At 65.7% G+C, this 19813-nt stretch carries 19 protein-coding genes, 1 pseudogene and 1 riboswitch; of the genes and pseudogenes, 11 read left to right on the top strand and 9 right to left on the bottom strand.

All coding sequences use genetic code 11. From position 1 onward, the window contains the following. Window positions 1-2: 2 nt before the first annotated feature. The 3 genes from ACFI9K_RS15705 to ACFI9K_RS15695 are packed head-to-tail and all read right to left on the bottom strand — an operon-like array spanning window position 3 to window position 3264. Window positions 3-1274: an MFS transporter gene (locus ACFI9K_RS15705; RefSeq protein ID WP_462664463.1), complete on the bottom strand. Its 1272-nt coding sequence runs from the start codon at window positions 1272-1274 to the stop codon at window positions 3-5. A gap of 57 nt (window positions 1275-1331) precedes the next feature. Further along, complete coding sequence (locus ACFI9K_RS15700) at window positions 1332-1763, bottom strand: Rv0880 family HTH-type transcriptional regulator (RefSeq protein ID WP_222092248.1); 432 nt, start codon at window positions 1761-1763, stop codon at window positions 1332-1334. Between the two features lie 49 nt (window positions 1764-1812). After that, window positions 1813-3264 carry an NCS2 family permease gene (locus tag ACFI9K_RS15695; RefSeq protein WP_462664358.1) on the bottom strand — a complete coding sequence of 484 codons (1452 nt, stop codon included), beginning with the start codon at window positions 3262-3264 and terminating at the stop codon, window positions 1813-1815. 81 nt (window positions 3265-3345) lie between these two features. Between ACFI9K_RS15695 and ACFI9K_RS15690 the strand changes: the two genes are divergently transcribed. Together ACFI9K_RS15690 and ACFI9K_RS15685 are read left to right on the top strand one after the other, a co-directional pair. Beyond that, complete coding sequence (locus ACFI9K_RS15690; RefSeq protein ID WP_462664357.1) at window positions 3346-3585, top strand: DUF2530 domain-containing protein; 240 nt, start codon at window positions 3346-3348, stop codon at window positions 3583-3585. A gap of 141 nt (window positions 3586-3726) precedes the next feature. Next, window positions 3727-3870, top strand: coding sequence for a hypothetical protein (locus ACFI9K_RS15685; protein WP_198289516.1), 144 nt, complete (start codon window positions 3727-3729; stop codon window positions 3868-3870). Here ACFI9K_RS15685 and ACFI9K_RS15680 read toward each other — a convergent pair. From ACFI9K_RS15680 to ACFI9K_RS15670, 3 genes and pseudogenes are all read right to left on the bottom strand, one after another. Beyond that, entirely contained in the window at window positions 3839-4390 is a 552-nt protein-coding gene (locus tag ACFI9K_RS15680; protein WP_462664356.1) for a phosphatase PAP2 family protein, read from the bottom strand. The genes ACFI9K_RS15685 and ACFI9K_RS15680 overlap by 32 nt on opposite strands. Continuing rightward, the gene (locus tag ACFI9K_RS15675) at window positions 4380-7022 is read right to left on the bottom strand and encodes a sacsin N-terminal ATP-binding-like domain-containing protein (RefSeq protein ID WP_462664355.1); all 2643 of its coding nucleotides are present in this window, start codon (window positions 7020-7022) and stop codon (window positions 4380-4382) included. Before ACFI9K_RS15675 ends, ACFI9K_RS15680 begins: the two co-directional genes overlap by 11 nt. 499 nt (window positions 7023-7521) lie before the next feature. Then, window positions 7522-8305 (bottom strand): annotated as a pseudogene (locus ACFI9K_RS15670) (DUF3027 domain-containing protein); the annotation flags it as partial. A 41-nt stretch (window positions 8306-8346) separates the two neighbouring features. Here ACFI9K_RS15670 and ACFI9K_RS15665 point away from each other — a divergent pair. From ACFI9K_RS15665 to ACFI9K_RS15655, 3 genes are read left to right on the top strand one after another with little or no spacing between them, the layout of a single operon-like run. Beyond that, a complete protein-coding gene (locus ACFI9K_RS15665; RefSeq protein ID WP_462664354.1) occupies window positions 8347-9189 on the top strand; it encodes a glutaminyl-peptide cyclotransferase in 843 nt (280 codons plus the stop codon). A gap of 4 nt (window positions 9190-9193) precedes the next feature. Then, window positions 9194-10912: an MFS transporter gene (locus ACFI9K_RS15660; protein ID WP_462664353.1), complete on the top strand. Its 1719-nt coding sequence runs from the start codon at window positions 9194-9196 to the stop codon at window positions 10910-10912. Continuing rightward, entirely contained in the window at window positions 10909-11421 is a 513-nt protein-coding gene (locus ACFI9K_RS15655; RefSeq protein WP_462664352.1) for a DUF2771 domain-containing protein, read from the top strand. Before ACFI9K_RS15660 ends, ACFI9K_RS15655 begins: the two co-directional genes overlap by 4 nt. Window positions 11422-11433: 12 nt before the next feature. Here ACFI9K_RS15655 and ACFI9K_RS15650 read toward each other — a convergent pair whose 3' ends face one another. Further along, complete coding sequence (locus ACFI9K_RS15650) at window positions 11434-11850, bottom strand: cold-shock protein (protein WP_462664462.1); 417 nt, start codon at window positions 11848-11850, stop codon at window positions 11434-11436. Window positions 11851-12053: 203 nt separating this feature from the next. Between ACFI9K_RS15650 and ACFI9K_RS15645 the strand changes: the two genes are divergently transcribed. From ACFI9K_RS15645 to ACFI9K_RS15635, 3 genes are all read left to right on the top strand, one after another. Further along, window positions 12054-12272, top strand: a complete 219-nt coding sequence (locus ACFI9K_RS15645) for a hypothetical protein (RefSeq protein ID WP_462664351.1) — start codon at window positions 12054-12056, stop codon at window positions 12270-12272. 3 nt (window positions 12273-12275) lie between these two features. Further along, entirely contained in the window at window positions 12276-12650 is a 375-nt protein-coding gene (locus ACFI9K_RS15640) for a YccF domain-containing protein (protein ID WP_462664350.1), read from the top strand. 276 nt (window positions 12651-12926) lie between these two features. After that, a riboswitch (cyclic di-AMP (ydaO/yuaA leader) is annotated at window positions 12927-13128 on the top strand. A gap of 8 nt (window positions 13129-13136) precedes the next feature. Further along, the gene (locus ACFI9K_RS15635; protein WP_462664349.1) at window positions 13137-13748 is read left to right on the top strand and encodes a transglycosylase family protein; all 612 of its coding nucleotides are present in this window, start codon (window positions 13137-13139) and stop codon (window positions 13746-13748) included. A 79-nt stretch (window positions 13749-13827) separates the two neighbouring features. Here ACFI9K_RS15635 and ACFI9K_RS15630 read toward each other — a convergent pair whose 3' ends face one another. Further along, window positions 13828-14016, bottom strand: a complete 189-nt coding sequence (locus tag ACFI9K_RS15630; protein ID WP_032395857.1) for a hypothetical protein — start codon at window positions 14014-14016, stop codon at window positions 13828-13830. A 61-nt stretch (window positions 14017-14077) separates the two neighbouring features. On the opposite strand from ACFI9K_RS15630, the gene ACFI9K_RS15625 reads away from it, so the two are divergent. From ACFI9K_RS15625 to ACFI9K_RS15615, 3 genes are all read left to right on the top strand, one after another. Next, window positions 14078-16369, top strand: a complete 2292-nt coding sequence (locus ACFI9K_RS15625; RefSeq protein ID WP_462664348.1) for a helicase-associated domain-containing protein — start codon at window positions 14078-14080, stop codon at window positions 16367-16369. A gap of 89 nt (window positions 16370-16458) precedes the next feature. Next, entirely contained in the window at window positions 16459-18114 is a 1656-nt protein-coding gene (locus tag ACFI9K_RS15620) for a DNA repair helicase XPB (RefSeq protein WP_462664347.1), read from the top strand. 40 nt (window positions 18115-18154) lie between these two features. Then, entirely contained in the window at window positions 18155-18829 is a 675-nt protein-coding gene (locus ACFI9K_RS15615; protein ID WP_462664346.1) for a DUF3239 domain-containing protein, read from the top strand. Here the strand turns inward: ACFI9K_RS15615 and ACFI9K_RS15610 are convergent. Beyond that, window positions 18813-19796 carry an LLM class F420-dependent oxidoreductase gene (locus tag ACFI9K_RS15610; RefSeq protein ID WP_462664345.1) on the bottom strand — a complete coding sequence of 328 codons (984 nt, stop codon included), beginning with the start codon at window positions 19794-19796 and terminating at the stop codon, window positions 18813-18815. The two genes, ACFI9K_RS15615 and ACFI9K_RS15610, sit on opposite strands and share 17 nt — an antisense overlap. Between the last annotated feature and the right edge of the window lie 17 nt (window positions 19797-19813).

The following is a 19813-nucleotide window of genomic DNA, read 5'->3' as shown; positions in this document are numbered from 1 at the left end:
CGTCACACCTTGGTGGTTGCGGCCACCGTGTCGAGGGTGGGCAGCCGGTGACCGTCGGCGGGCGGTACCACGGTGATCCGCAAGTTGTTGTGTCGCAGCAGATACACCGCTGCGAAGATCCCCGTCGCGAGTGAGATGATGCCGCCGAACAGCAGCGGTGCGCGTGGATCGAGTACGTCGGCGAACCATCCGAGCACCGGGCTGCCCAGCGGAGTTCCGCCGAGAAAACACAGCATGTAGATGCCCATCACTCGCCCACGCATGTCGGATGGCACGGACATCTGCAGAATGTTCATCGCCGACGTCGTGAACGTCAGTGTCAGTGCGCCGGTGGGTACCAGCAGTATTGCCACCAGAACGTAATTGGGCATCAGCCCCACGAGCAGCTCGAAGAGTCCGAAGGCGATGACCGCACCGATGAAGAGGCGCAACCTCGGGGCGGACGCGCGCCGGGCAGCCAGTGTCGCTCCCGCCAACGTGCCGACCGCCAGAGTGGTCGAGAGCAATCCGTAGGCGTCGGCTCCGCTGCCGAACGTGTTGCGCGCCAACACCGACAGACTCAGCGGAAAGTTGAGGCCGAACGTCGAGACCATGAACACCGTCGCCAGCAGAACACGGAGGTCTCCCCGGCTCCAGACGTACCGAAAGCCCTCTCGCACCTGCCCTTTGGCTCGCGGTGCCGGTTCCACGCGGAAGAGCCGATCGACGTTCATCGCCAGTAGGGCACCGAACACTGCGGCGAACGACACCGCGTTGATGAGAAACACCCAGCCGGTACCGACAAGGGTGATGAGCACCCCGGACACCGCAGGCCCGACGATCCGCGCCATGTTGAAGGTCATGGAGTTCAAGGCGATCGCGTTCGCGAGGGTTTCCTTGCCCACCATTTCGATGGTGAACGATTGCCGCACCGGCGCGTCGATGGCCGACGAACAACCGAGGATGAAAGCAATGACGTAGACGTGCCACAGTTGGACCACGTTCCCGACGTCCAGCAGGCCGAGCACCAGGCCGCAGAGCGCAGCGAAGACCTGGGTGATCATGAGGAGCTTGCGCTTGTCGTATCGGTCTGCCAGCACTCCGCCCCAGACCGAGAGAAACAGCGTCGGACCGAATTGCAGCGCCATGACGATGCCGACCGCGAAGCCGTTGCCGCCGGACAGCGTGAGAACGAGCCAGTCCTGGGCAACCCGCTGCATCCACGTTCCGACCAGCGAGACGATCTGTCCTGACGCCCACAATCGATAGTTGCGAGTCTTCAGGGCAGCGAACATCGTCGAACCGGATGTACGAGAAGCAGGGGCCACCACTCAGATAATAAACCTAGGTAACTACTCGGAGTCGCTCACCAGGGCACCGATGATGTTCACCGCATCACGCAAGGTGTCGAGCTGCTCGGGTGTGAGGCCCGCTAGCTGCGCGGTCATCCAGGCCTCGCGCGCGCTGGCCTCGTCCGCGATCAGCTCGCTACCGGCGGGCGAGAGCGAGACGATCACCTGACGTCCATCGGTGGGGTGCGGTGTGCGCACCACGAGGCCGAGTTCGGCCAACGACGCGATCACTCGCGTCATGGACGGCGGCTGCACCCTCTCCCGCGCAGCCAACGCACCGGGCGTCATGTCGCCCTCCCGGCTCAGTGTGGCCAGAGCCGACAGCTGAGTCAGTGATACTTGCGAGTCCACTCGCCTACCCCGAAGGTGGCGAGTCAGCCTCACCACCGCAAGCGAGAGATCGCTTGCCAATGCCCGATTGTCATTAACTATGTTTCCCGACGTCACAGCGCAGAGAATACGCCCTGGTACCGACCGCGCGTCATGTAACCGCCTCGGTGATGGGTCCCACGGCGAAATACACGACGAACAGCAACGCGACGATCCACAACAGGGGATGTACCGACTTCGCACGGCCGGATCCGACCGCAAGTACGACCCAGGTGATGAATCCGACGCCGATCCCGTTGGCGATGGAGTACGTGAACGGCATCACCACGATGGTCAGGAAGGCCGGCAGCGCGTAGTCGAAGCGTCGGAAGTCGATGTCGAGCACCTGCCCGATCATCAACGCACCCACCACCACCAGGGCCGGAGCGGCCGCCTCGATCGGGACGACGGCCGTAAGCGGAGTGAAGAACATCGCCAGCAAGAACAACAATCCCGTGATCACGTTGGCCAGCCCGGTGCGGGCTCCCTCGGCGATACCGGACGCCGATTCCACGAACACGGTGTTCGACGACGCCGACGCGCCGCCACCGACGATTGCCCCCGCGCCCTCGACGACCAAGGCCTTCCCGATATTCGGCAGTGCCCCGTCCTTGTCCAGCTTCGCCTCCTTGCCCAAGCCGGTCATCGTGCCCATCGCGTCGAAGAAGTTGGCGAGCACCAGCGTGAACACCAGCAGGCTCGCCGCCAGCACACCGATGCGGGTGAAGGCTCCGACGAGATCGACGTCTCCGACCAACGACAGATCGGGCGACTGCACCAGCTGGCTGGGCAACTGCGGCACCGACAGGTTCCACCCCTTGGGGTCGACACCGTTGGACGGACCGACATCGGTCACCGCTTCGACGATGGCCGCGAGCACCGTCGTGACCACGATGCCGATCAGCAGACCGCCGCGCACTTTGCGGACCACCAGTACACCCATCAGCAACAGGCCGAACACGAAGATGACCGTCGGCCACGACGCGATGGAACCGTCGATACCGAGCCCGACGGGAACCGTCGTACCAGCGGCGTCGGGGATGCGGCGCACGAAGCCGGAATCGACCAGTCCGATGAGCGCGATGAACGCGCCGATGCCGGCGGCGATCGCTGCTTTGAGCTCGGGCGGAATCGCGTTGAACACTGCGGTGCGGAACCCGGTGACAGCCAACAGCACGATGATGATGCCGTCGATGACCACCAGCCCCATCGCCTCGGGCCATGTCACCTGCGGTGCGATGGTCACCGCGAGCAGGGTGTTGATGCCCAGGCCGGCCGCTATACCGAAGGGATAGTTCGCGATGATGCCGAACGCGATACTCATGAACCCCGCCACCAGCGCTGTCACGGCGGCAACCTGAGCCACCGGCAGGATGTTGCCGAGCACGTCGGTCTTGGCCGCTGCGTCGTCGGCGGAGAAGCTACCGAGAATCAGAGGATTGAGGACGACGATGTAGGCCATGGCCACGAAGGTGACCACGCCTCCCCGAACCTCGGACCCCACCGTCGAGCCGCGTTCGGTGATCTTGAAGTAGTTGTCGAGTAGCCGCGACGACAATTGCATGAGCGAACGATAAAGCACACCGCAGCAGTTCGGTAACTGCAACGGCGAAGCCGAGACGGCCGCGTGGCGTAGCGTGATTTCGTGGCCGACATTCCCCAGATCCCGCGCAGCCTCACCGATCCGGTTCCGGTGTTGGCGATCGGCATACTCGGCTGGATCGTCGCACTGGTGGTGTTCACCGCCGGCGGAGACCGCACCGGCGACGCATCGGCCACCTGTTGGTCGGGACTGGCGGTCGGTGCCGTGGGCGTCGGAATCTTCCTGATTCAGAGAGCGGCGTCACGTCGCGGGAGCAAAACCGCCCAGCGCGGACTCGATTGAGACCAGCCTCACGTTAGCTCGGTCACCACACCGCCTCTGACGTGGGCAAACTAACCCCTCAGCCGGTTGAGTAACACAAAGTTAACGTGGACCATGGGTTATGTCAGTTCAGATAACCTACAGATTCACGAAAGCCAGGCCATGAAGCTCGTCGCTCAGTACCGCAATCGCCGCAACCACGTCCGCTCGCTCCGCGCCCTCTACGCACGCGCCAACGCTGTCTCCAGCCCGGCCATGCGCGACGAACTCCTCGTCATCGCTCAGCGTTCGGATTTCTCACGCTGATCAGCGTGACGGCATAGATCCAACCCAGCCCCCACAGGGCACCGAACACCCAGCCGGCCAGTACGTCCGTGGTCCAGTGCGCACCCAGATAGATCCGAGAAAATCCGATCGCCAGGGCCGCGACCACAGGTAGCGCCAAGAGCGCCGGCCGATGCAGCCACGGCGTGGTCGATCGCAGCAGCACCGCGATCGCCACCGTGGCAAGCAACATCGACATCATCGCGTGGCCGGACGGAAACGAAGGGCTCGAAATCTCCACCAGCCGTTCGGGAATCGGCGGGCGCTCCCGCGCGAATGCATATTTGAGCGCATTCATCAGACCCCAACCCGTGAGCATCGAACCCGCGACGACGACGGCATCCGATCTGCGTCCGACGCGAAGCACCGCAACGACGACGACCGCGGACACCAGAAACATCGAGACCGTGTTGCCGATCGTGGTGATGATCCAGAACACCGTGGTGAGCCAGTCGACTCGATGATCGACCATCCAGTCCAGCACTGTGGCGTCAAAGCCCACGAGGCCGCTCCCAACTCTCCGAACAGTGCACCGTTCCGTCTGCATCGACCCACAGCGGCACTGTGTGCTCTTCACCCGAACCGTGATCGCCGCTGACGTCCCCGGTCGACCGCACCACCAGCTCACGGTGGACCACCACCCCGCCGGAGGGCAACGGCAATCCCATCACCGCGCACGCCAGCACCGCCCCGGGTTCTCGGTCCCAGGAGCTGACGCGTCCGGTTCCGAGGACCTCTCCGCCGATCGCCTCCGACGCCGGCCTGATGTCGAGGACATCCGCCAGCGCGGCCGCGGTTGCCATGTCCGAGAGAACCGCACGCTCCGGCGGTACGACGCTCGCCAGCCACGGTGTGTCGATCACCAACGCATCCGACGCATCGACGATCGCTCCGCCCAGGGTGCGAACTACATCCGGTGGGTCGATGTCGGCAATATCGATGCGCCCGTCGACCACCGCGGTTGCGATCAGCGTGTGGGTACGCGCGATCACGGCCGGGGTGGGACTCCGCTGCGGATCCGACAAAGCCCGAAGCAGTACCCGGGCCGTCTCGGCAGAGTCACACGTCGATGCACTGAGGACGGCCGACAATTCGTCCGCGCGCGGCTGGTCCAGCGGATCGAGCAGACCGGCGAACGTCTCGTCGGACGGTGCCCGGAACGAGGCGAGAGGCGAATCATGCAGGCGCGCATGACGCCTGAGCCACCACGCGGTGTAGCCGTCGCGATCGGTCAGCGCCGCACGGGTACTCGGATCGTCGAGCAGAACGGTCAGTGCTTCCGACCATGCGTCCGTACGAACCAGATCGAGATCGCGGACCGCGAGCAGAGTCTCCGGTTCCGCGGACAGGCCGGACCACCACGCGGACTCGTCGTCGAGATCGTGATCCGGCCCGGTCGGCAGCTCGTCACGCACCACCGAGAAACCCCACCCGACGCCCACCGCGCGCAGAGCCCGCTCACCGAACTTGGTCACCGACGCCGCCGCGAGCACGCCGAACGGTGAATTCTCCATCAGCAGATCCGCCAACGGCGCTCCGGGAAGCAACAATTCGTCGGCACTGCGAAGCTCGCCGTGCTGGTCTTCGAGTGGCAGGCCGCCGATCCAACCAGGCAGTTCACCCGCCTCACCGGCCAGAGCGAGAACGGCGTTCTTCACGGCCTCGACCTCGTCGTGGTCATCCCAGTCGAGATCGTCGAGCACGGCCTCGAGGGCCGGGTCCGCCAACAATTCCGACGCGGTTGCCTCCCGAGCACCGAGCCGGGTCAGCAGTGGACTCACCGCACCCGGATCCACCAGACGCACCCACGTCACCGCAGCCGAGGCGTCGGAGCCGATCACCGTGGTCCGCGCACCGGTCACCGTGCGACCGTCGGCCAACGGAACAGGTAGAGCAGCAAGCTCTTCCGCGGCCACACCGTCCACGACGAGAGGGGCCAACGCGTCGAACAGCTGCTGCCACCACGTCGGCTCGCGCCTCAGACCACCGAGCATGTCCGCCAGCCTCGCCAGTCCGATCCGGTGCACCCCCACTGCCGACAGCGCCGACGCGTGCCGCGCACCCGACAGCGCCGCGTCGACCAGATCGGGTACCACGTCGATCAGCACCGAGGCGAGTTCCTCGGTGGCGTCCGCGACGACATTGGCCCGCTCGGGCACCAAGTCGCGTCCGTCGGCACCGGGAATCCACGGCGCACTGGACAATCGGCGGAAGATCAGCTCCCGCAACTGCCCGTCGACCTCACTTCGAGCGAAACCGACCTCGGGCACGAACGACACCCTCGTCGATGCAGGCAGGGACGCGACGAAATCCGCGTACCCGTGTACGACCGCATCGAACGAGACACCGGGCAGCACGCGCCGCCGATCCGGCTGCATCGCCACGTCGGCAATCACCAAGGCGGGCAACGACAACAGCTCGTCCGACCGGGTGGGAGCACGCAGCACGTCGGGTGGCGCGGGAACAGGCACACCGTCGACGAGCGGAGCCAGCCAGCGTGCCGCCCGGGTGGTGAACTGCCGCCACGCCCGCGAGCCGATCGCGATGTCGACAGTGCGAGCATCGAGTGCCGTTCTGCTGCAGCCGATCACCTCGCCGTCGATGTCGATCGACACCAGAGCGTCGAGTTCGAGCAGCAAATCGACAGCCTCGTCCGCGTACCGGGAGATCAAAGCCTCCGCGTCCGCATCGGATCGCAGCGTCAACACGATCTCGGTGTCGAAACCAGCAGCGGGAGGTTCCTGCACCGGCCAGGCCAACCTCAATACCGGCACACCGGCTTCGGGCGCGGCCGTCCCGCGCTCGCGCAGCGCAGCCAGAGTGCGCCGCGCACTGAACTGCACGCCGCCCTCTCGCGATCGCACCTCGATCTCGTCGGACACCGAGCGCACCGCGGTGAACCCCACTCCGAATTGCCCGACGCCGCCATCGGCAGCCGTCTTGGCCGACGCCCTCAGGGCCATCAGTGCATGCACTCCCGAAACATCGAGCGCAGCACCGGTATTCGCGATATGGAGGGATCCGGCATCATCGATCCACAGCGCCAGCCGACCCGGAACACCCGCCCGCGCCGCCGCATCGGCCGCGTTCTGCGCCAGCTCGGTCAACAGTCGATCGCGATAACCCCCGCGCACCAGATCCGCCTCGGAGGCCGAATCCTCGCGAAGTCGCGTGGGCGACGAACTCCAGGCCGCGAGAATCGACTCGCGCAGTGACCCGGTATCGAACGGGTCGATCAGCTCGGAGATGCCGAGTCCTCGTCGGGCACAACATCTTCTGTCACATCTGCGTCGGGAATCTCCGCAGCAGGCTCGTCCACAGCCTCGACTGCACCTTCCGGCGCCACAGCCGTGTCTGCGGTTGCTTCGGCTGTGTCCACGGGTGCTTCGGCTGTATCCACGAGTGCTTCCGTTGTGTCCGCGGGTGCTTCGACTGTCTCCGCGGGTGCTTCGCTCGAATCCACACTGGCCGTTGGCTCGTCTGCCACAGCCGTCTCGTCCACAGCGCTCTCGTCCACAGCCGTCTCGTCCACAGCGGTCTCGTTCAATGCTTTCTCATCCGATGTGCTCTCGTCCGATGCGCTCTCGTCGACGGAAGGGCTGATTTCTTCGGAGACAGTGTCGGTGGACGCGCTCTCGGCCGGAGGCGTCGGCGCGGCGGTGACGTCGAGTGCCGCGTCGTCGTAGGGCTCGAATTGCGGTGATCCGGCCCCGGTCGGCAGTTCGGTGTCGGAGTGCGCACCGCAGCCGTACTCGGTGTGAACCACGCGGCCGTCAGCTGCGAATTCGTTGCCGCACACTCCGAATGCGGCGGACAACGATCCGGCGATGGGCAGGTAGAAGCCGCAGAGCCCACACGTCGACGGTGCAGCTTTGGCCATCTCGCTGTCCGGGCCGAAGTCGCCGTCGTGCCAGCGTTGTGCGGCGTCGAGACGGCCTTCGAGACTGGTGACCTGGGTGCGGCCGAGACCGATCTCGCCTGCCACCTCGTCGATGGCGGGGTCACCGGAGCTGACGTAGCCCGGCACCAGTCGTGGGTCGTCCTGGCGTGGGGACAGCAGATCGCCGGGTCCCAGATCACCGGGTCGGATGCGTTCGTCCCAGGGCACCCAGGACGGTGCCACCAGAGCGTCGGGGCCCGGCAGCAGTACCAGCTCGCTGACCGTCGCATGATCCGCGTCCTGAGGCGCAGCGACTACAACCGCCCACTGCCATCCGCGATAGCCGTCGAGATCGCTGGCGAACCGGTGCGTGGCCGCGCTGGCGTCCTCGACGGTGACTCCGAGGTATTCGCCGACTCCACCCTCTCCGAGGTCGAGCAGAGCCTGCCGCGCGAGGTCCACGGCGTCGGCCAAGACGGGGCGGATGGAATCGAGCTCTGGAGAAGATACGACACTCACACAGCCAGTTTGCCGCATCGACTCGATGACGCCCAGTTCGGGCTGCCATCATGGATGCAATGACCGTCCGCGCTCGCACCTTCGCCGTCGTACTTTCTTCCGTCCTCGCGGTCACCGCCTGCTCGTCGACAACGGAATCGAGAACCTCAGCTCCGGTGTCGTCGGACTCGGTACCGACTCTGACGGCCGAGGTGCTGCGCACATACGACCGCGGCGACGACGCGTTCACCCAAGGGTTCGAGATCGACGGCGACGTGCTCTACGAGGGCACCGGGCTGGAAGGCTCGTCCTTCGTCAGGCGCACCGCACTCGAGAACATGACCGAGCTGGGCCGGGTCGATCTGCCCTCCGACCTGTTCGGTGAAGGCATCACCGTCGACGGCGACACCCTGTGGCAGATCACCTGGCAGGACGGGATCGCCATCGCCCGCGACCGGGACACTCTGACCGAGAAGCGCCGAGTGAACTACGACGGCGAAGGTTGGGGACTGTGTACCGAGCGCCAACCGAACGGCCGCCTGGTCATGAGCGACGGCACGTCCACTCTGACGTTCCGCGACCCCACATCGTTCGACGCCGTGAGCACGGTGAACGTCACACTCGACGGTGAACCGGTGGAGCGGCTCAACGAGCTCGAATGTGCCGAGGACGGCTCCGTCTACGCCAATGTGTGGCAGACGTTCGACATCATGCGCATCGACCCTGGCACCGGGCAGGTGACCGCCGTGATCGACGGCACTCCGCTGTGGGATTCGATGTCTGCTGCCGACCGCAACGGAGCCGACGTCTTCAACGGCATAGCGCAGATCCCCGGCACCGACCGGTTCCTCGTGACCGGCAAATTCTGGCCCACGATCTTCGAGGTGCGATTCACCGATACCGCACCCGTAGGACAGAATTGAGACCGTGACCGATCCACGTCTCCCCCACACCCCACCGGGTGCGGACGATTGCGAACAGGACAGCGCATCCGCCGGTCATTCCGCGGGCTCTGCTCCTGATCTACCGGATCACCCGGGGCTGGCCAACTACCCGCCCGCACCTGCTCACTCCACTCGTGTACCGAGCCGCCGCGAACCGTTGCCGCCTCTGCATCCGCCGCGCACCGAGAAGATCATCGCCCCGCGTGGACGGTCCGGCGCTCGCAAACCGCCGCCGATGCCGAAGAAGCTGACCGTCACTCGCGTCGCCGCCATGCGCGGCCGCGAACTGACCGGCAAGGGCATCGCGTCGTTCCAGCGCGCGGCGAAGGCCGACGGTGCCGACAAGTCCGGACTGACGGCGTTGACCTACGCCACCATGGCGAACTTCGCGTCCGACGCAGCGCTGGCGATCGCCCTGGCCAACACGCTCTTCTTCTCTGCGGCCACCGGCGAGGACAAGACCAAGGTGGCGCTCTATCTCGTCATCACCATCGCGCCGTTCGCCTTGATCGCTCCGCTGATCGGACCGTTGCTCGACCGTCTGCAACACGGTCGACGCATCGCGCTGGCCACGTCGTTCGGGTTGCGCACCGTGCTCGCGGTGGTGCTGGTGTTCAACTTCGACAGTTGGGTGCTCTATCCCGCCGCGCTCGGCATGCTCGTACTCAGCAAGTCCTTCGCAGTGCTCAAGAGCGCGGTGACGCCGCGAGTACTGCCGCCGGAGATAGACCTCGTCCGAGTCAATTCCCGGCTCACGGTGTTCGGTCTGCTCGGTGGCACCATCGCGGCAGGAGCCGTCGCCGGCGGCATCGCCTTCGTCGCAGGCTCATCCGGCGCACTGTGGTTCGTCGCCGCGATCACCGTGCTCGGGGGCTACCTCAGCATGCAGATCCCGTCCTGGGTGGAGATCACCGAGGGCGAAGTGCCGGCAACCCTCAGCTATCACGCCGACCAGCACCACGGCGCCGACTTCGCCGGCAGCAGCGCCCCGACGGAGAATCTGCGGCGCAGCACCCCGCGCAGCATCAAGAACTCGAGCGGCACCAAGAATCGCAGGCAGCCGCTGGGACGAGCCGTCATCGTAGGGCTGTGGGGAAACGGCACCATCCGGATACTCACCGGCTTTCTGACGCTCTACATCGCGTTCGTCGCCAAATCACGCACCGAACACGAGCCGCTGCAGCAGGCGGCCATGCTCGGACTCGTCGGAGCCGCTGCCGGTCTCGGTAACTTCGCCGGCAATGCGCTCGGTGCCCGGATCAAGCTCGGCCGTCCGTCGATGGTGGTTCTGCGCTGCACCATCGCGGTGACGGTGGTGGCCGTCGTCGCCGCGATCACCGACAGTCTCCTCACCGCAGCCGTGGCAGCTCTGGTGGCGTCGAGCGCCAGCGCGTTGGCCAAGGTCTCGCTCGACGCGTCACTGCAGGCCGATCTGCCGCCGGAATCGATCGCGTCGGGATTCGGCCGCTCGGAAACCGTCATGCAGTTGTCCTGGGTTCTGGGCGGCACGCTCGGTGTGCTGTTGCCCACCGAATACTGGCTCGGTTTCACCGTGGTGTCGGTGTTGCTTACGATCGGCCTCGTGCAGACCTTCCTCACCTACCGCGGCCGATCGCTTCTGCCCGGATTCGGCGGCAACCGCCCCGATCACGTCGAACAAGAAATGTCCGACGGCTCCTTCGGCGAAAACGTGACCAAGTGACACTCGCTACCCGTACCAAGAAGATCGCGGCGATCATCGCCGCCGGTCTCGCCGTCATCGCTGTCGCGTTCGTCGCGGTGCTCGCTCTGCTGGTCGGGAAAGCTCCCGAGAAGGAACCGACGGTGACCGCGTACGCCAACGGACGCACCGTTGTGGTGGAGCCGTATCTGTACTGCGCGGTGAGCGATCCGCTGTGCACCAATGTCGGTGAGACCACCGAGATTCAGGTCGGCGAAGCCAGGACGGTGCAGCTCTCGCTGCCCGCCCCGATCTACTCCGCACCATGGGTGCTGGCCGTGGTCTACGGCGACGACACCGGCGACGTGGTGGAGAACACCGAGTTCCACGAACCGGACACCAAGCTCTCCGTCACGGTTCCCACCGAGGACGACAGCAACCGGACGCTGCTCGGCATCGAAGTGCGGTTGCCCACCGGCATCATCGACACCGACACCAATCAAGAGGGTTTCGTCAGCCACGCCATCTGGTCGATCGGCACACGTCCGTAGGTTCGGCGTGGTTCAGCTGTCGAGCTCACGAGCGACGGCCCGGACGACCTCGGAGATCCGCTGCGCGATCTTGCGATCGGGGTACTTGCCCTTGCGCAGTTCGGGCTGCACCGTCGCCTCGAGCAATGTGATCATGTCCTCGACCATGCCGTGCAGCTCGTCGGGCGTGTGTTTGCGCTCGACGGGTTCGCGGCGGGTGCCACCGGTGTTCTGCCGCACCGACGGTGCCGGCTCGAGCACCTTCAGGCTCAGCGCCTGCGGCCCGCGGCGGCCCGCTGCCATGCCGAATTCGACACGCTGACCGGCTTTGAGGCCCTCGACGCCCTCCGGCAGCGCCGACGAACGCACGTAGACGTCCTCGCCTTCCTCCTGTGAGAGGAATCCGAATCCCTTGTCGACGTCGTACCACTTCACCTTGCCGGTCGGCACTGATCTCACCCGTTCATCTGTTGCTGTCGGTCGTTTCGTTGCTCGCGGGCCCTCTGTTCGGACCTGCGGCCTGCACAAGTTTCGCGCCCTACGAGTACGTAGGACGCGAATACACCAGTCTAGCGCGGTGAAACCGATAGAGCACTCGAGTTGTTCGTCGCACGGTTCTTCACAGGGCCGCGCTTCGCACTACCGTGGTGGACGTGGACACACCGACCCGTAAGAGCAGCACGGTTCTGCTGCGCATCGCGCTCGCACTGTTCGCGATAGGCCTCGTCGCCATCGTCGCGATTCTGCTGTTTCCGATCTTCTCCGACGCCAAGCCCCCGCTGAGTCTGTATCTGACGGCCATGTTCTCGGCACCGGCCGGGTTCCTGCTGGCCCTCGGGTACGCGCTCGCGTCCGGACGGCGGGCCCGGTAGACCATGCGATTGATCCTGAACGTCATCTGGCTGGTCTTCGGCGGGCTGTGGCTGGCCATCGGGTATTTCTTCGCCGGTCTGTTGCTGTGCATCCTGATCGTGACCATCCCGTTCGGTATCGCCTCGTTCCGTATCGGTGTGTATGCGCTGTGGCCGTTCGGCTCGACGATCGTCGACAGACCGGGAACGGGGTCCGGCGCGCTCGTCGGCAACGTCCTCTGGCTGATCCTGGCGGGTTGGTGGTTGGCGCTGGGCCATGTCGTCACCGCGGTCGCCATGGCGATCACCATCATCGGCATTCCACTGGCGATCGCGAACCTGAAACTGATCCCCGTATCGCTGATGCCGCTCGGCAAGGACGTCGTTGCCGTTCGGTGACCTTCGGGGCCCCTCGTAGCCGATGTGACTTCCATCACATAACGCTGAGGTAACAGCCCGGCAACGGGCCGGGGTCCACCGGTCGCAACCTCCGCTAGCTGGGCAGACGCGCGAGACCCGAAACCGGCACCGATCGAGCTCCCGACGCAGCCACGAAATCGACAGTTACCAAATAGTGACGTAAGCCGGGAATTTCAGTACGGTCAGCAGCGGCCGGAAAGTTCGGCCGAACTCCGGTCCGCAGCGCCAAACCTCGTCCCGCGGACACCGGAACACCCTCGACGATCACCCAGGGGACGAGGACGGGGGACCCACGTCCTCCACGGACAACCGGGAAGTTGTCGCAACTCACGAAGTTGCACCGACTTCCCTTGGGGTGAAGCCCAATTGCCGATTCGATGAGAATGGGCAAAACGGCCGGGCTACCTCTCAGCCCGAACCCGACAGCTGACCTCGCAGGCGCGTGTGGAGAGGATTTCAACTCGTATGAGCGGACGTCATCGCAAGCCGAGCACCACTGGCAAGACCGTCGCAAAGGTTGCTGTCACCGGAGCCATCATGGGCACCGCAGGCATTGCCTTCACCGGCACCGCGAACGCGGCACCGGATTCCGACTGGGATCGCCTTGCACAGTGTGAAGCCGGCGGCAACTGGGGCATCAACACCGGCAACGGCTTCCAGGGAGGCCTGCAGTTCTCCCCCAGCACCTGGAACGCACACGGCGGCCAGCAGTACGCAGCTACGGCCAACCAGGCCAGCCGCGAAGAGCAGATCGCAGTCGCAGAGAAGGTCCTCGACTCGCAGGGCTGGGGCGCATGGCCGTCCTGCTCCTCGAGCCTCGGCCTGAGCAGCGCGCCGTCCGAGCGCAGCGTTCCGGTCACCCCCAAGGCACCCGAGGTTCCGGCACTGCCCGACCTGTCGTCCATCCCGGCAGTGGACAGCTCCGCCGAGGTCGTCAACGGCATCGTCACCGCCGTCCAGAACATGACCAACGATCCGGCGATTGCATCGTTCGTCCAGAACGCAGCACAGGGCATCCAGCTCGATCCGCAGGTCGTGAGCTTCTACCAGGCCAACAAGGCATTCCTGCCTCAGTAAGCGCCTGCGAGGGTTCGCAACTCGTACGAAAAAAGCCCCCGACATCGTCGGGGGCTTTTTCGTTGTTGCGTGGCCTTCGCTACCGGTTGACCACGGTCACCGGGTGCGCATAGGGCAGGTCTTCGACGGGCAGCGGGAACTCCGTGTCCTCGCCGAACGGCGACAAGCCACCCGATCGAGCGGACGAGAGTTCGGTCACCGCGTGGTCACCGCGAGCGGTGTCCGGCCAGCCTGGATCGACATAGGGCTTCTTCGACTTGTTCACCATGCACCTATTTTGACACCTGCACTGCGGCGAGCACCAGCCCAGGTCTCTAATCTGATAGACGATGACCGACACGACTGTGCCTCGACACACCGACACGCCTCCCGATCTACCTCAGTGGATCGCAGCTCGCTCCGACGCCGAGCTGATCAGAGCCATGTCTCTGCGTCCGGACCTGACCGCACCGCCGCCCGCCTCCCTGGCCGTACTGGCCGGACGGGCAGAGCAGCGACGGTCGATCCTGCACACCGCGGACACCCTCGACACACTTGCCCTGACCGTCCTCGAGATCCTGGCCATCGAGGAGGCCTACGAACGCCCCGTCACTCGCGCTGCGCTGCTGGCCGTTGTCGCCAAGCGTGCGCCGGCCAAGAGCGTCGACAAGGCACTGGCCCAGCTTCGCGAACGGTTGCTCGTATGGGGCGACGCGTCCGGCCTGCGGATCAGCGCGGCCGCAGCGGATGCCGTGCCGTGGCGCATCGGACGCGCGCTCGATCCGATCGACAATCTCACCGAGTCGCACATCACCGCAGCACTGGCCGAGCTCGGCGAGGGAGAACGCAATCTGCTCGACACCCTCGCCAGATCGTCCCCGACCGGCCGCACCCGAGACGCGGCACCGGGCACCCCGCCGGACCGACCCGTCCAGAAGCTGCTGGCCGCCGGCCTACTGATCTGGCTGGACGAGCAAACCGTCGAGCTGCCCGTTCAGGTCGGACAGATTCTGCGCGGCGAGCCGATGTCCGATCCACGGTCGCTCGCCGAGCCGAAGCTGGCGACCAAGACCCAATCGCTCGCCGACGTCGATGCAGCCGCCGCAGGCGAGGCACTCGAACTCGGTAGGCACTGCGTCCTGATCATCGAAGCGCTGTCCGCGTCACCGGCCCCTGCTCTCAAGGCCGGCGGTCTCGGCGTACGGGAGCTCCGCAAGATCACCAAGGCAACCGGCCTCGACGACGACCGAGTCAGCATCCTGGTGGAACTGCTGGCGGCAGCGCACCTGATCTCGAGCGGGACGCCGGACCCGGTTCCCGCGTCCGATACGGGCGACGACTACTGGGCACCCACACCCGCCGTCGACGCCTGGCTCACCGCTGCCCCGGCGGCCCGGTGGCACACGCTCGCCTCCTCCTGGCTCGAGGTGCCGCGGGCACCATGGGTCATCGGCATGCGCGACCCCAACGACAAGCCCATCGCCGCCCTGTCCGAGGAAGTCCGTTCTCCAGCAGCACCGCGTGATCGCCGCATGATCCTCGAGCTGCTCACCGAACTGGGCAGCGGACACTCCGCTGCGCCCGCGGACCTGGCCCGAACTCTGGCGTGGCGTCGTCCTCGCTGGTCCGGACGCTTCGGCGTCACTCCCGTCGGACACGTCATCGCCGAAGCCACCGCACTGGGCATCGTCGCGCGCGGGGCGATGTCGACCCCGGGACGCTCGCTGCTGCACGACGGCAACGCCGAGGCCGACATGCGCGCAGCCCTGCCCGAACCCATCGACTACGTGCTGGTGCAGGCCGACCTCACCCTGGTGGCACCCGGCCCGCTCGAGCCGGAACTGCACGATCGAATCGAACTGGTCGCCGACGTCGAGTCGGCGGGCGCAGCGACGATGTACCGGATCAGCGACACCAGCCTGCGCCGGGCCCTCGATGTGGGCTTGAGTGCGTCGGAACTGCACGCGTTGTTCGCCACTCATTCGCGCACGCCGGTGCCGCAGGCCCTGACCTACCTCATCGACGACGTGGCGCGTCGACACGGTCGCTTGCGGGCAGGCGTCGCCGCGTCGTTCGTTCGATGCGAGGATCCTGCCTTGCTGGCGGAGGTGCTGGCCTCGCCGGCGTCCGAGCCGTTGGCCCTGCGTGCTCTCGCGCCGACCGTCGCGATCTCGCAGGCCCCGCTCGCCGAGGTGCTGTCGGTGTTGGCCGGGGCCGGGTTCGCTCCTGCGGGTGAGGACTCGTCGGGCACCATCGTCGATCTGCGCTCCCGCGGATCACGGGTATCGGCGAGGCGGGCCCGCCAGACCTTCCGTACCCCCGCCGTTCCCACCGAGGAACAACTGGGTTCGCTGGTGCGCGGAATGCGCGCCGCCGACAGAGCAGCGGGCAACGGCGGCGCGGTGGTGCGCGCCGACGGTTCACGTGCCAGCAGCACCGCGACGATGACGCTGTTGCAGACCGCAGCCAAGGTCAAACGCAGTGTCAGCATCGGCTACGTCGACGCACAGGGGGTTGCCAGCCACCGGATCGTCGATCCGATCAGTATCGGGGGCGGCCAACTGGATGCGTTCGACCCCGCCACCGGAGGGGTCCGGCGCTTCACCCTGCATCGCATCACCTCGGTCGCTCTGGTCGAGTAGTTCGCCGCGTACGTGCACGCGCGCCCCTACCTGTGGACAATGGAGAAGTTGCGCTCTTTCGGGTGCAGCGGAAGTCTCTAGGAGGAACCGTGACAGACGGCCCGCTGATCGTTCAGTCCGACAAAACGTTGTTGCTCGAGATCGATCACGAACTTGCGGGTGCAGCGCGGGCGGCCATCGCACCGTTCGCGGAGCTCGAACGTGCCCCCGAGCACGTGCACACCTATCGCATCACCCCGCTGGCGTTGTGGAACGCACGCGCCGCCGGCCACGACGCCGAGCAGGTCGTCGACGCGCTGGTGAACTTCTCGCGTTACGCGGTGCCGCAACCGCTGCTGGTGGACATCGTCGACACCATGGCTCGCTACGGCCGCCTGCAGTTGGTCAAGAGCCCGATCCACGGCCTGGCCCTGATCAGCCTCGACCGTGCCGTGCTCACAGAAGTGATGCGACACAAGAAGATTGCGCCGATGCTCGGTGCCATGGTGGACGAGGACACCGTCATCGTTCATCCCAGCGAGCGCGGACACCTCAAGCAGATGCTGCTCAAGATCGGCTGGCCCGCCGAGGACCTCGCCGGCTACGTGGACGGCGAAGCGCACCCCATCGAACTCGACACCGAGGGCGGCAAGTGGACGCTGCGCGACTACCAGGAGATGGCGGCGGATTCGTTCTGGGCCGGCGGTTCGGGCGTCGTCGTGCTGCCGTGTGGCGCGGGCAAGACGATGGTCGGTGCCGCGGCGATGGCGCGGGCCAAGGCAACCACGCTGATTCTGGTCACCAACACCGTCGCGGGCAGGCAATGGAAGCGCGAGCTGATTGCACGCACGTCGCTCACCGAAGAGGAAATCGGCGAGTACTCGGGTGAGCGCAAGGAGATTCGCCCTGTGACAATCGCCACGTACCAGGTGATCACGCGTCGTACCAAGGGTGAGTACAAGCACCTCGAGCTGTTCGATTCCCGCGACTGGGGCCTGGTGATCTACGACGAGGTCCACCTGCTCCCCGCCCCGGTGTTTCGCATGACGGCAGATCTGCAGTCGCGTCGACGCCTCGGCCTGACGGCAACACTCGTCCGCGAGGACGGCCGCGAGGGCGATGTGTTTTCGTTGATCGGCCCCAAGCGCTACGACGCACCGTGGAAGGACATCGAGGCGCAGGGATGGATCGCGCCGGCGGAGTGCATCGAGGTGCGCGTGACTCTCACCGACGCCGAGCGGATGGCCTATGCCGTCGCCGAACCCGAGGAGCGCTACAAGCTCTGCTCGACGGCGCACACCAAGATCGCCGTCGTGAAGTCGATTCTCGCCAAGCACCAGGACGCCCCGACCCTGGTGATCGGCGCGTACCTCGATCAGCTGAACGAACTCGGTGAAGCGCTGAACGCTCCGGTGATCCAGGGCTCGACCAAGAACAAAGAGCGTGAAGTGCTCTTCGATGCGTTCCGCAAGGGCGAGATTCAGACGCTCGTGGTGAGCAAGGTGGCGAACTTCTCGATCGACCTTCCCGAAGCTTCGGTGGCAGTGCAGGTTTCGGGAACGTTCGGATCGAGGCAGGAAGAGGCGCAGCGCTTGGGCCGACTCCTCCGACCCAAGCACGACGGCGGTCAGGCGCACTTCTACTCGGTGGTCTCCCGAGACACCCTCGACGCCGAGTACGCCGCGCACCGTCAGCGTTTCCTCGCCGAGCAGGGGTACGCGTACCGCATCACCGACGCCGACGACCTGCTCGGCCCGGCGATCTGAGGCTTCGTATGCGGATCGGCGGCGTGCTAGGAATAGCAGTGTGCGCCGATTCGATTTTCCAGTAGACGTAGCCCACGCGAAGTCGGTCAACGAGACGTTCACCGAACTTCGCCGGCTGCGCATCTCCGCCGCGCTCACGGCCGTGGTGCTGCTCGCGCTGGGGATTTGGTTCTTCTGGATCGCGACGCCGTGGTCGTACATCCTGGGTGCAGTGCTGTGCATCGCGGCAGCGACATCGCTGTGGGTCATGGTGTGGGCACCGAAGAAGATGGGGTCCATCGAATCGCTCTACGCCGCGGGTGATCTGGTACCGGCCGTGGTGGCCGAGACGATGCCGAGCGGCGCTGTATTACTGGCGCTGATCGACATCGCCAAACCTGGCGTCGACGAGCCGCACTACGTGCTGACCACTCGCGTCGTAAGTGCACTGCCCGGGCACTCCCTCGAACGCGGCACGAAGGTTCCTGCGGTCTCGGTTCTCGCCGATCGCGGCCGTAACGCCGGCGGACGCACCTGGCAGTTGGTCTCGGCGATGCCGATCGCCTGGGGGACTACGGATCGACAGGTTCTCGCCCGCGCAACCGACGAGATCACCGAGGGCGAGTGGGCCCTACTGCACGCGAACGTCGGTCTGTCCGAGAAGGTACGCAAGGCCAGGAATCAACAGTTGCTCGTCGATCCGGAGGACCTGCGACGACCTACAGAGCCGGAATGACCTCGCGCTCGAAGAGTTCGATGCCGGAGCGGTCGAAAGCAGCTTCGGGGAAGTAGAAGATTCCGTACGTCATTCCTTGCTCCTGTAACGCCGTCAGATTTTCCACGATCTGTTCCGGGGTTCCGACGGCCGGCATTCCGCGAAACGCCGCCAGAGATCCTTCGGCCTTGTCTGCACCCACGAGTTCGGTGAGCCGACTCTCCAGGGCTCGCAGCTTGTCCTCCACGTCCGCCTCGGTTGGGGCGATGACGACGTTGTAATTGGCCGAGCGGACTATGGCGTCGAAGTCGGTTCCCACATTCGCGCAATGATCGCGTAGCAGAGCCGATTTGGCGGCGAATCCGGCAGGTGTGCCGTCGAAGTTGGTGTAGTTGGCGTACTTCGCCGCGATCTTCAGTGTCACCTTCTCGCCCCCGCCCGCGATCCACAGCGGGATCCCGCCCTCCTGCAACGGCAGCGGCCGCACCACGGCACCGTCGATCTCGTAGTGCTTGCCGTCGAGAAAGACCTCGCCGGTGGTCCACGCCTGCTTGAAGATCTGCACACCCTCGTCGAGCCGGCCCAATCGTTCACCGGCAGAGGGAAACCCGTAGCCGTAGGCGCGGAACTCGTGCTCGTGCCACCCGCCGCCGATGCCCATCTCCACGCGTCCACCGGAAATGATGTCCACCGTGGCAGCAACTTTGGCGAGATAGGCCGGGTTGCGGTACGACATCGCGGTGCACATCTGCCCGAGCCTGATCCGGGAGGTAGTTGCGGCCAGCGCGGACATCAGCGTCCACGCCTCGTGCGTCGCCTCGTCGGTAGCGATCGGAACGGTGTGAAAGTGGTCGTATACCCACAGGGACTCCCACGGACCGGCCTCGGCGGCGAGCGCATGGTCACGCATCACACTCCAGTGCCGGGCGGGGTCGATACCGACCAGATCCAGTCGCCAACCCTGTGGAACGAACAATCCGAATCGCATGACAGGCACAGTACAGA

Source organism: Rhodococcus sp. PSi06 (assembly GCF_054960675.1).
Note: the sequence above shows the minus strand (reverse complement) of the source record. Positions and strands in the feature narration are given on the sequence as shown.